Source organism: Rickettsiales bacterium, from assembly GCA_033762595.1.
In the GTDB taxonomy this organism is placed as follows: Bacteria; Pseudomonadota; Alphaproteobacteria; order Rickettsiales; family UBA8987; genus JANPLD01.
Window position 1 is genome coordinate 1 of sequence record JANRLM010000096.1, and the last position, 11,582, is coordinate 11,582.

At 34.3% G+C, this 11,582-nt stretch carries 11 protein-coding genes; 5 read left to right on the forward strand and 6 right to left on the reverse strand.

The genetic code is table 11. The features are described 5' to 3' along the window. The first annotated feature begins 144 nt into the window (after window positions 1-144). The 4 genes from SFT90_06750 (at window position 145) to SFT90_06765 (ending at window position 6,193) form a co-directional block, all read left to right on the forward strand. Window positions 145-693, forward strand: a complete 549-nt coding sequence (locus SFT90_06750; protein ID MDX1950179.1) for a DUF3576 domain-containing protein — start codon at window positions 145-147, stop codon at window positions 691-693. A 144-nt stretch (window positions 694-837) separates the two neighbouring features. Continuing rightward, window positions 838-3,411 (forward strand): leucine--tRNA ligase, encoded by a 2,574-nt coding sequence (leuS, locus tag SFT90_06755; protein MDX1950180.1) that lies wholly within the window; start codon window positions 838-840, stop codon window positions 3,409-3,411. After that, window positions 3,408-3,920 carry a hypothetical protein gene (locus tag SFT90_06760; GenBank protein ID MDX1950181.1) on the forward strand — a complete coding sequence of 171 codons (513 nt, stop codon included), beginning with the start codon at window positions 3,408-3,410 and terminating at the stop codon, window positions 3,918-3,920. Before leuS ends, SFT90_06760 begins: the two co-directional genes overlap by 4 nt. Continuing rightward, window positions 3,920-6,193 carry a cellulose synthase catalytic subunit gene (locus tag SFT90_06765; protein MDX1950182.1) on the forward strand — a complete coding sequence of 758 codons (2,274 nt, stop codon included), beginning with the start codon at window positions 3,920-3,922 and terminating at the stop codon, window positions 6,191-6,193. The genes SFT90_06760 and SFT90_06765 overlap by 1 nt, the downstream gene beginning before the upstream one ends. Here SFT90_06765 and bcsS read toward each other — a convergent pair. The 4 genes from bcsS to clpP all read right to left on the reverse strand — a co-directional run bounded on the left by bcsS (window position 6,190) and on the right by clpP (window position 9,085). Further along, window positions 6,190-6,900, reverse strand: coding sequence for a cellulose biosynthesis protein BcsS (gene bcsS, locus SFT90_06770; GenBank protein MDX1950183.1), 711 nt, complete (start codon window positions 6,898-6,900; stop codon window positions 6,190-6,192). The two genes, SFT90_06765 and bcsS, sit on opposite strands and share 4 nt — an antisense overlap. A 93-nt stretch (window positions 6,901-6,993) precedes the next feature. Continuing rightward, the gene (hisA, locus tag SFT90_06775) at window positions 6,994-7,716 is read right to left on the reverse strand and encodes a 1-(5-phosphoribosyl)-5-[(5-phosphoribosylamino)methylideneamino]imidazole-4-carboxamide isomerase (protein MDX1950184.1); all 723 of its coding nucleotides are present in this window, start codon (window positions 7,714-7,716) and stop codon (window positions 6,994-6,996) included. Window positions 7,717-7,755: 39 nt separating this feature from the next. Then, window positions 7,756-8,394, reverse strand: a complete 639-nt coding sequence (gene hisH, locus SFT90_06780; GenBank protein ID MDX1950185.1) for an imidazole glycerol phosphate synthase subunit HisH — start codon at window positions 8,392-8,394, stop codon at window positions 7,756-7,758. Between the two features lie 67 nt (window positions 8,395-8,461). After that, complete coding sequence (clpP, locus tag SFT90_06785; protein ID MDX1950186.1) at window positions 8,462-9,085, reverse strand: ATP-dependent Clp endopeptidase proteolytic subunit ClpP; 624 nt, start codon at window positions 9,083-9,085, stop codon at window positions 8,462-8,464. Between the two features lie 338 nt (window positions 9,086-9,423). On the opposite strand from clpP, the gene SFT90_06790 reads away from it, so the two are divergent. Further along, on the forward strand, window positions 9,424-10,668 hold the full coding sequence (locus tag SFT90_06790; GenBank protein ID MDX1950187.1) for a DUF2793 domain-containing protein: 1,245 nt from the start codon (window positions 9,424-9,426) through the stop codon (window positions 10,666-10,668). A 14-nt stretch (window positions 10,669-10,682) separates the two neighbouring features. On the opposite strand, the gene SFT90_06795 is transcribed toward SFT90_06790, so the two are convergent. Both SFT90_06795 and SFT90_06800 read right to left on the reverse strand, forming a co-directional pair. Continuing rightward, window positions 10,683-10,988 carry a septum formation initiator family protein gene (locus SFT90_06795; protein MDX1950188.1) on the reverse strand — a complete coding sequence of 102 codons (306 nt, stop codon included), beginning with the start codon at window positions 10,986-10,988 and terminating at the stop codon, window positions 10,683-10,685. A gap of 6 nt (window positions 10,989-10,994) precedes the next feature. Further along, window positions 10,995-11,582: hypothetical protein (locus SFT90_06800; GenBank protein ID MDX1950189.1), on the reverse strand; the 588-nt coding region annotated here is incomplete at its 5' end.

The following is an 11,582-nucleotide window of genomic DNA, read 5'->3' on the forward strand; positions in this document are numbered from 1 at the left end:
GGGGTGACACTATGGTGAAAAAGGGCAGAAATTTAATAAAATTTATAGATATTAGTTATTGCCAAATTCTTTTTTACCAAAGAAAAACTTTTGACAAAATACTCAAATAAGTTTTTATAGAAAAAACTATAATATAATTTCATTATGAAACTTAATAATTTGCTATTTTTATTCATTTGTTTGGTTTTGGTTTCTTGCTCATCTGATGAGGAAGAAAAATTTGAAAAACTTGGCAGAAAATCTGATGATATTAACCTCAAATATCCAATGGCTAACCAAGAACTTAGAAGGGCTAAAAGGGGCAGAATTCTTCTTGGTGGCGGTAGTTTCTTAGGTGGCAATAGAAATATTGATGGTGAAGCAAATACAGATGTTAAAGGTGGTGTTAATAAATATCTTTGGCAAGCGAGTTTAGAAGTTCTTTCTTTTATGCCACTTACCTCCGCAGATGCGATTGGTGGCGTTATAATTACTGATTGGTATGAAGATAAGAAAAATGAAAGAATCAAAGCCAATGTTCTCATAAACTCAACAGATTTAAGGGCGAGCGGCGTTGCCGTAACTTTATTTAAGCAAGTTTATTCTGGTGGCAGATGGGTTAATTCTAAGGTTTCTAAAGAAACTGAAACAATTATGGAAGATAAAATCCTCTCTCGTGCTCGTGAAATCCGCTTGCAGGGAGATACTATTTAGATGTTAGGGTTTAGGAATTGGGAACTAGGAATTAGTATTCAGTTTTTAACCAAAATTTTTTATAAAAGAAATAATTTTCCAACTTCCAACTCCTAATGCCCACTTCCCAACTCCCCAACTCCCAATTACTAACTACCAACTAATATGCACGAATATAATCACATTGAAACAGAAGCAAAGTGGCAGAAACATTGGGAAGAAAATCAGGTTTTCAAAACCGATATAAATAATAATTCCAAGCCAAAATTTTACTGCCTTGAAATGTTTCCTTACCCATCTGGTAAAATCCATATGGGGCATTTGCGAAATTACACGCTTGGCGATGTGGCGGCTCGTTTTAAGGCGTCGCTTGGCTTTAATGTTCTGCATCCAATCGGTTGGGATGCCTTCGGTTTGCCGGCAGAAAATGCTGCTATTAAAAATAAATCTCACCCTGCAAAATGGACTTATGAGAACATAGATTTCATGCGTTCGCAAATCAAAACCATTGGTATTGGTTATGATTGGGATAGAGAAGTTGCAACTTGCGACCCTGAATATTTCCAGCATGAACAAAAAATGTTTTTGGATTTTTTAGCAAATGGCCTTGCTTATCAGAGGGAGGCCTCAGTTAATTGGGATCCAATAGATCAAACCGTGCTTGCTAATGAACAAGTGATTGATGGCAGAGGCTGGCGAAGTGGTGCGTTGGTTGAAACCAAAAAGCTCAAGCAGTGGTTCCTAAAAATTTCTGATTTTAGTGAGGAGTTACTTAAAGATTTAGATATTCTAACCGATTGGCCAGAACGAGTTGTTTCAATGCAGAAAAACTGGATTGGAAAATCCGAAGGTGCTTCAATAAAATTTCAAATAGCTAATAACGATAAACGATTAACGATAGACGAAATAGAAGTATTCACCACCCGCCCAGAAACTATATTCGGTGCGAGTTTTATTGGTATTTCATCTGATCACCCAATTGCATTAAAACTGGCAGAAAATAATAATGAAATTGCAAAATTTGCTGAGAAATGTCGCAAAGTTGCAGTTACTGCTGAGGCTTTAGATAAAGCAGAAAAACTAGGTTTTGATACAGGGCTTAAAGTTCATCACCCATTTTTAGAAAATGAATTTTTGCCAATTTACATCGCAAATTTCGTTCTAATGGGCTACGGCACGGGGGCAATTTTCGCTTGTCCAGCTCATGACCAACGCGATTTTGATTTCGCAAAAAAATATAATTTACCGATTAGGCAGGTTATTTCTAATAATTGTGAGGTATTAACAGAAGCCTACACAGGCGATGGGATGATTATAAATTCTCATTTCTTAGATGGTTTAGAAGTTAAAGAAGCTAAGCAAAAAATAATTAAAACCCTGCAAGAAAGAAAAATTGGTGAAGGCAAAATCACTTATCGCTTGCGGGATTGGGGCGTTTCTCGCCAGCGTTACTGGGGTTGCCCAATTCCAATAATTTATTGTGATGATTGCGGTGCGGTGCCAGTTCCTGAAAATCAACTTCCAGTTAAACTGCCTGAAGATGTAGATTTTTCTAAGGAAATAAAAGGTAATCCGCTTGCTTCTCACCCATCTTGGAAGCACGTTGATTGCCCTAAATGCGGCAAGCCAGCTACTCGTGAAACAGACACATTTGATACTTTCTTTGAATCTTCTTGGTATTTTTTCCGCTATCTTGACCCACAAAATAAAAAGGCTTTTGATGAAGAAATTGCTAATAAATGGTTGCCTGTTGATCAATATATCGGCGGCATTGAACACGCGGTTCTGCATTTATTATATGCAAGATTTTTCACTAAAGCACTTCGCAAATGCGGTTATCACGATGTTGCAGAGCCTTTCAAAGCATTGCTAACCCAAGGTATGGTGTGCCACGAAACCTATCAAGATTCCAAAGGTAATTGGCTTTATCCTGAGGAAGTTGAGCGAGTTAGTGAAGGCAAATATAAAATTATAAAAACTGGTGAGGAAATAAAATCTGGTGCATCTATTAAGATGAGTAAATCTAAGCATAACACGGTTGATCCCTCCTTTATTATTGAGAAATATGGTGCGGATACTGCTCGTCTTTTCATGCTTTCAGATTCTCCACCAGAGCGTGATTTAGAATGGAGTTCAACCGGCGTTGAAGGTGCGTATAAATATCTAAAACGCCTGTGGAAGCTTGCTTTTTCCTCTGATTATAAAGAAGGCGTTGATGGTGATCACTGGCTACTTGGTGTTGCAGGCGATTTATTAAAAATCAGAAAATTAACTCACAAAACTATTCATTTAGTTACTGCTGATTTGGAAAATTTCCACCTCAACAAAGCCGTCGCAAGAATTAGAGAACTCACCAATGAACTTGAAAAAATGCCAAAAGGTCAGCATGCCGCCAAAGCTATTTTTATGGAAGGAATGCGAGCCGCAATAAAATTATTAAATCCATTAATTCCTCATATTACTGAGGAAATCTGGCAGAAATTAGGCAATTCAGAGCCTTTATATAAAACCCCTTGGCCAAAGGCAGATGCATCGCTTTTAGAGGAAGATGAAGTTGTGATTGTGGTGCAAGTTAATGGAAAACTTCGTGCGAATATTAAAATTGTAAAAGATTCTGAACAAAAACTTATTGAAAAACTTGCCTTTGAGCAACCAGCAGTTCAAACTCAAACCAGCGGAAAAGAAATTAAGAAAATAATTTATGTTCCAAATAAAATCCTTAATATAGTGGTTGTATGAAACACTTTCTCACACTTCTCCTCCTTCTAACTCTTGCATCTTGTGGGTTTGAGCCACTATATGAAAATAAGAACAGGGGTGAAAATAGCAAATCAAAATGCTCTAATTTCAAAGTAAAAGACCCAGCAATAAGTCTGCCCGGAAAAAGAATGCAATATGCAATTCAAGATAAGCTAAACCAAGCTTGCATTAACATTGATCAATCATATTTTGTTGATCTAAACGCAGTGATTTCTGAGCAAGCGGTCGCAATTCAGATTGATAGGCAAGTTACCCGTTTTAATGTGGTTCTAGATGGTAATTACTCTCTAAAAAATAATGAAACAGGCAAAGTTTTATTTGATGGTAGAACGAGATCAGTTGGTGGTTATGATGCGGTTGCTTCAGAGTATGGTAGATACGCCCTAAAGCAAGATGCTAAAAATAAACTCGCTGAGGAAATGGCTCAAGATATAGCTTTCAAAATTTTATATTTCCTAAAATCTGATAAGAAAAACAAGGCTGGATAGTGTCATACGATATTTTACAAGAAAATCTTAATCTTAAGACTTCCTCATATCAAATATTTGAAAGGTTTGAAAAGCGTAAAATTTTTATTCGCACCACAGCTATTTTATATTTAATTATTTACTCTCTTTATTTAATTTGGCGTGTAACCATTCTTAATGAGAATTATATAATATTTTCAAGCCTATATTTTATTGCGGAAATAATGGGTTTTATTCTTGGTGCTTCAATAATATTCTCATCTTGGAAATATAATCATAATAAGCCAAAACAAGCACCAGAAGGCCTTAGTGTTGATGTTTTTGTGCCAACTTATAAAGAGCCGCTAGAAATTATTAGGCGAACAATAATTGCAGCGAAGAATATAAAATATCCGCATCAAACTTTTTTATTAGATGATGGCAAGAGAGATGAAGTTCAAAAGCTCGCAGAAGAGCTAGATATAATTTACATTAGAAGAGATGATAATAAAAACGCAAAAGCTGGAAATTTGAATAATGGCTTTATGCATAGTAATGCAGAATTTATAATGGTTTTAGATGCTGATCATATCGCAATGCCTCACGCTTTAGATGTTACTCTAGGTTTTTTTACAGAGCCTAAAGTAGCAATGGTTCAAACCCCTCAGGATTATTATAATATTGATGCTTTTCAGTATATTAACTCCCAAAAAAATAATGCTATTTGGCATGATCAATCTTTCTTTTATAGCATCTCGCAACCTTGTAGAGACTCTTTTAATGGTGCTTCTTGTGTTGGAACAGGTGTTATTTATAGAAGAAGTGCTTTAGATAAAATCGCCGTAATACCGACTGATACAGTTACAGAGGATATTCACACTTCGCTAAAACTTCATAAGGCTGGTTATAAAATTGTGAATTTGAATGAATCTATTGCTTATGGAATTGCGGCCTCAGACCTTGAAGAATATTACAAAACCAGAAGAAGGTGGGCGCATGGAAATTTGCATGCATTAGCCTTAGAAAATATTTTATTATGTAAAGAATTATCGCTAAAACAAAAAATTTCCTATCTTACTTTAGGGATAATTTATTTAGAAGGTTGGCAACAATTATTGCTATTTATCATTCCAATTGGTGCTTTGATTTTTGGCCTACAACCTTTTGAAATAAGCGTTTTCAACATAATGATTGTTTTATTATTTCCGATAATAAATTATCTTTTTTTACAGGAAATAGGCTCTGGGTTTTCAAGATTTTGGGTGAATGAAATTTTCGCAATGGCACGCTGGCCAATCCACCTTATCTCTACAATTGGTGTTTTTGGAGCAAAATTAAAATGGCGAAGCTCTAAGAAAAATCTCAAAGGTAAAATTAATTTAGGATTAATGATGCCTCAATTAATTTTATTAGCGGTGAATATTTTTGCGATTATTTATTCTATTATAAAATTAACAAAAGATTTTAATTATGGGCCAGTTGCTAAATATTTTTTAAGTTATATCAACCCAGAAAAATTTCAACATTCTGAACTTGATATTTATAAATCTTTCGGCGAAGGATACACCATTGAGTTATTTGCCATAGCTGGCTTTTGGGCTTTATTTAATTGCATTAAAGTTATAGTTTTTACTATAAAAGTTATTAAAGATTCAAAAAACACTCATAAGTTTTTTAGGTTTGATATTCCAGCACCAATTATAATTAATGGTGATAAAAATAATTTTAGAATAACAAAAAAAATCTCAGAAGATTGGATTGAATTTTATGATTCTAACCCAAAAAAATATTCTCATTCTGAAATTATAGAAATTAAATTATTTATGCCTTTTGGTGAGATTATATTTTCTGCCAAAATTGAAAATATTGAAAAAAATAGTATTTCAGCAAGTATAATTTGGGGCTCAAATGATGATAGGGATATTCTTGCAAATAGCCTATATTCAATAGATTGGCATAGAGAATTTTTGAATCGTAATAAATTTTTTACTACCCCTTTGGAATTCTTAAAATCAATATTATCGTTTAAGTTTCTAAGTAAATCAGAAGAAAAAAATTGGAATGCGGCTTTGATAAATTTTGATAAAAATAATCTTAAATATGCAGTTATAAAAGAAATTACCAAAGATGAATTTTATATAATTTGCTTTGAAAACCTGCCTTTAGGTAAAACAATAAATTTAGAAATATTTTTAGCTGATTCCTCAAATAAGAAAACCCTTTCAGTTTGCACTGAGGAAGGGTTTTCTTGCCTTTCAACTAAAGGCCTAGATAATGTGGAAGCAAAAAAATATAGATTAAAGAAATTATATTAAAATCTTCTAGTAAAGTTAAAGCCACCATAAATGCTTTGTTCTGCAACTCCAGAGGCAAATGCATAACCAGAACTTAAACTTAAAATAACATCGCCAATTTCTATATTACCAAGAAAACCACCAACGCGTTGCTGATGGAAGCCTTCATTTCCTAAAAAGGCAACTTCAGGGCCAAATGCAAAGCCACCAAAATCATAGCCAACATTAGCTAATGTGAAATATGTATCAAAACCAGTTGAATAAGCACCAATTGCATTTGTAACTACATTGTTAAAATTAGCATAATACTCAACTTGAGATTTTAAGCCAAACTCGGTGCCTCTAACTTCTGCATTGTAATCTTTTGGAGATAATTGGTGATTTTCCCAACTGCCACCAACATAAAATTTTAGAGTTTGATTATTTTGGAAGAAAGCCTGATAGCCACCTAATAAATCAATGCTACCAAAATTAGTTTCTACATCACCACCAGCAACATTTCTATTATCATAATCATATTGACCAGCACCCGCACTGCCACGAACAAGAAAACCTTCTTGAGTTATATCACCATTAGTTGCAGTTACTGCACCAATAAAGCCATGGCTTGCATCTTTGATAAAGCTTGCCCCACCAAAAACATCAGAAGAAGCTGAATTTGAAGCAGTTGAATATAATGCAATTAAGCCTAAGCCTAAAATAGCAGAAGTGACTTTTAAGTTTTTCATTTTTTGTAGTTTTTTTATGGTTTTTAACAACTAATTGTTCAGTAAAGCATTATAACAAATTTGCAAATGGTAAATTGTTGGGTATTAAGTTTGCTACCTCAAAATTTCAATAGCATCACGGATTGTGAAGGCTTTTTCATAAATGGCTCGGCCAGAAATAACTCCTGCAACGCCATCTTTTTCTATAGCTTTGAGAAGCCTTAAATCATCTAAGCTAGAAACCCCACCAGAAGCGATAACTGGGATTTTAGTTGCTTTCGCAAGTTTGCTAGTGCCTGAAATATCAGCCCCTTGCATCGCACCATCTTTAGAAATGTCAGTGTAAATTATTGAGGCAACGCCTGAATCTTCAAATTTTTTGGCGAGTTCTTCAGTGGTAATTTCACTCTCCTTCGCCCAGCCTTCAACGGCTACAAAGCCATTTTTTGCATCAACGCCAACTACAATTCTATGCGGAAATTTTTTGCACGCTTCTTTAACAAAATCAGGATTTTTAACAGCGGCTGTGCCGAGTATCACCCTTGAAACACCAGCCTCAAGCCAGCTTTCAATGGTTGCAATATTTCTAATGCCACCGCCTAGTTGCACTGGAATTTCAATATTAGCGATTATTTTTCTAACCGCTTCATCATTTACGGGCTTGCCTGCAAAAGCACCATTTAAGTCAACGATATGAAGATAATCCGCCCCTTCTTCCTGAAAGATTTTTGCTTGGTTTTCTGGGCTGTTTGAAAAGATTGTAGCTTTCTCCATATCGCCTTTATAAAGGCGAACGCAATTTCCATCTTTAAGGTCTATGGCTGGGAAGAAGAGCATTTTATTGGTTTATATTTGATGGTTGATAGTTTATGGTTATTACAACGCAATAAAATTGGCAAGAAGTTTTAGCCCGTTTTGCTGGCTTTTTTCTGGGTGAAACTGCACCCCAAAAATATTTTCTTTCTGTATTGCCGAACAAAAATCATAGCCATAATTACAAGTTGAAGAAATTTCTTGCTTGTTTTCAACCTCAAAGTGATATGAATGAACAAAATAAAAATCAGAGTTTTCTGCAATATTTTTGAATAAAAAATTTTCTGAATTTTTAGAGATTTTTATATTATTCCAACCCATATGTGGGATTTTGAGTTGGTTCATTGATTCAAATTTTTTAACTTCGCCTTTAATAAAACCAAAGCCTTGATGTTCACCATTTTCAAAGCCTTTTTCTGCAAGTAATTGCATACCAACGCAAATACCTAAGAAAGGTTTTTTCAGCTGTAAAATATTTTCTTTTAACTCATCAAGCATACCCGAAATTGAGGCAACACCTTGATAACAATCAGCAAATGCACCAACCCCAGGCAGTACAATATGCGTCGCCTCCTTCAAATCCGAAGCGTTTGAGGTTATAAAAACTTGTGTTTCTGCAATATCATTTCCAGCTTTCTGTAACGCCTTAAAAGCCGAATGTATATTGCCAGAGCCGTAATCTATTAATGCAATTTTTTTCAATTTATTAATTTTATGAAGGCTTCTAATCTGAAATCAAATTTATTAAAAATAATTAAACTAAAAGAGACTACTTTTTCTTCTTTTCTTCCTCAGTGCCAGAAGGGCGTTTTTCAACAACTTCATCAATAAGGCCGAATTTTCTAGCTTCTTCTGCACTCATAAAATTATCACGCTCCATCGCGGCTTCTATGATTGGCAATTTGTTACCAGTATGCTTAACATACATATCATTCAAACGGCGTTTAAGGCTTAAAATTTCTTTAACATGGATTTCCATATCAGTAGCTTGCCCTTGAAACCCGCCAGATGGTTGGTGGATCATCACTCTTGCATTTGGTAAGCAATATCTTTTACCTTTCTGACCAGCAGTTAATAAAAGTGAACCCATTGAAGCCGCTTGCCCTAAGCAAATAGTGCGAACATCAGGCTTGATATATTGCATTGTATCATAAATAGCGAGGCCTGAAGTAACCACACCACCCGGTGAATTAATATAAAGCGAAATATCTTTATCAGGATTTTCAGACTCCAAGAAAAGTAATTGTGCCACATGAAGTGCAGACATTCCATCATGAACAGGGCCATTTAGGAAGATAATTCTCTCCCTTAGCATTCTTGAATAAATATCAAATGCACGCTCACCTCTGCCATCTTGTTCAATCACCATTGGCACAAGGTTTGCCTGTGGCATAGTGTTTATAATATCTTCAACAAGATTATTTCTTCTTTTATCCAACATAAGAAAACCCACTAATTTTTGTTATTATTTAATATTAAAACACAACAATATTTACTTATATCAATTAAAAAAGCAATTATTAGAGTGAATTTAATATTAAATCTAATTTATGTGATAATATTTTCATAATTGGGAGTTAGGTGTTGGAAATTGGGGTATAGAAATTACTTTACCCCAACTCTTAAATCCCAACGCCTAACTCCCAATTCCCAAAACCTAAACAAACACCCCCCTTCCATAGTTAAAATAAATGTTCCACAATTTAGAAGTAACCTAAATTATGGAATTTTATGAGCGAAAAAACTACAAATTTATTACTGCCTTTAATCTATCAAAACCAAGCCCAGAAGGAAGTTTTACTGAATGAAGCACTTACAATAATTGATGCACTTTTGGCAAAAGGGGCGATTTCAAAATCTATTTTAACGCCACCCAGCAGCCCAGAAGATGGTGATTTATATATAATTCCCCCTTCTGCAACTGGTGCTTGGGCAGGGCAAACCAATAAAATTGCTTACTTTAATGAAAATTGGGGCTGGCGATTTCATACTCCAAAAGAGGGCTTCATTATAAATGTGAATGATGAAAATAAATTATATTTCTTTGATGGCACAACTTGGCAACCTGTTATAAGCCTTGATAACCTTGAAAGAATCGGCATTAACACAACCGCGGATGCAACAAATAAGTTAGCCGTTAAAAGTGATGCGATATTATTTGATAATATTGCGGATAATGTGCAGGTGAAACTTAATAAAAATTCGGTTTCAAATTCTGCATCTTTTTTATTTCAAAATAATTATTCTGGCAGGGCAGAAATTGGCCTTACAGGTGATGATGATTTTCACTTCAAAGTTAGCCCAGATGGCTCAAGTTGGAATGATGCAATCATTATTGATAAAGATAATGGCGATGTTACGTTTTCTAACAATATTACTGCAGATAATATCGGCACAATCGCCTCACAAAATTCTAATGCGGTGAATATTACTGGCGGTGCAATTTCTGGCGTTACTGATATTGCAATTGCAGATGGCGGCACTGGTGCTTCAAATGCTATTCAGGCCTGTAAAAATCTTAAAACTTGTTATATTTTAGGTCAAAGTGCGGTTGCAATTTCTGTTGGTGCAGTTACTACAGAACAAATCTTGGCAACTATTCTACTTCCTGCAAATTCAATGGGCGCGAACGGCAGAGTTGAAATTGAAACCACTTGGAGCTTAAATAATAATTCAAATATAAAAACGCCTAGAGTTCGCTTTGGCGGTATTTCAGGCACAATTTTTTTTAGTGCAAATTTAACAACATCTTTAAGCTCAAGAACTACATCAGTTATTTGCAATAGAAATAATATCTCATCTCAAATAAGTGGTGCTGGTGCAGCCATAAATTTTGGTAGCTCAATTACAGCTTTGGTCTCATCTTCAATAAATACTGGGAATAATGTAGATATTTTAATCACCGGCCAAAAAGCTAACTCTGCAGATGAGCTAACTTTAGAAAGCTATATAGTAAAATTATTTCCTAATGATTGATTTCAATGAATTATTTAATCGTAATAATAAATAAATTCATTTGGCTTAACTTTGCCACTGGCTCTGCGATATTGTTCATCAAGTAAGTCGGCATCTAGGCTCTTTGGGTAAAGCCTTTCAACTTTATTTTTGATAGCGTCTCTCTTACTTTCAATGGTTAAAGCTCTATGGGTTAGTGTTTCTAGGCGAGATTTCTCTTTGAAGTAAGCCAAAATACCATTTTTGCCATTAACCAAATGCCAAGAAAGATAGCTAAAAATAAAGGTTATGAAGAAAGCAGAAATAATTTTTTTACAAATTATGTTAAATCTTTCAAACATTAAAATTTATGAATTTATGAAGTTTTCTGCAAGTTTCAAGCCTTCAACATCACCAATGTGAAGAACTTTATCGTGGTAAATTGTAACACCTAACTTGTTTTTTGCCAAGCATAGATTGAAAATTTCTGATAAAGAAAAAATCTTTTTTGGAAAATTTTCAAGAATTGTGGCATTTATAATTTGAAGGCCTGTATAAATATAATCATTATTTGGCTTTTTTATTGGCTTATTTTGTGCATCAAGTGAGTAATCACCAACGCCAGAATAACCGAAAAAATTATCGCGATGAGCTATTAAAAGCAAAGCTTCAAACTGGTTTTCCTGCCAATTTGAAAGGAGGTTTTTAACAGGGCAGTTTTGTAAAAAATTTGGAAAAACAATATCGCTATTCATCGTGAATAAATTTTTATAACCAATATGATTACAAATATTTATAAGCCCACCACCAGTTTCAAGGCGTTCTGCTTCTCTAAATATTTTTACTGAAGGGTGATTTTTTGAGATATAATCTTCTAATTTTTCAGCTAAATAAAAGCTATTAGCAAAAATATTTTGGATTTTTGCATTTTCAAAAACTTCAATATTATATGAAAT

What these genes read in the sequence shown, in the direction of transcription:
- SFT90_06750 (MDX1950179.1), top strand. Translation starts at nt 145, where the DNA reads ATGAAACTTAATAATTTGCTATTTTTATTCATTTGTTTGGTTTTGGTT.
- leuS (MDX1950180.1), top strand. Translation starts at nt 838, where the DNA reads ATGCACGAATATAATCACATTGAAACAGAAGCAAAGTGGCAGAAACAT.
- SFT90_06760 (MDX1950181.1), top strand. Translation starts at nt 3,408, where the DNA reads ATGAAACACTTTCTCACACTTCTCCTCCTTCTAACTCTTGCATCTTGT.
- bcsS (MDX1950183.1), bottom strand. Translation starts at nt 6,900, where the DNA reads ATGAAAAACTTAAAAGTCACTTCTGCTATTTTAGGCTTAGGCTTAATT.
- hisA (MDX1950184.1), bottom strand. Translation starts at nt 7,716, where the DNA reads ATGCTCTTCTTCCCAGCCATAGACCTTAAAGATGGAAATTGCGTTCGC.
- clpP (MDX1950186.1), bottom strand. Translation starts at nt 9,085, where the DNA reads ATGCCACAGGCAAACCTTGTGCCAATGGTGATTGAACAAGATGGCAGA.
- SFT90_06790 (MDX1950187.1), top strand. Translation starts at nt 9,424, where the DNA reads ATGAGCGAAAAAACTACAAATTTATTACTGCCTTTAATCTATCAAAAC.
- SFT90_06795 (MDX1950188.1), bottom strand. Translation starts at nt 10,988, where the DNA reads ATGTTTGAAAGATTTAACATAATTTGTAAAAAAATTATTTCTGCTTTC.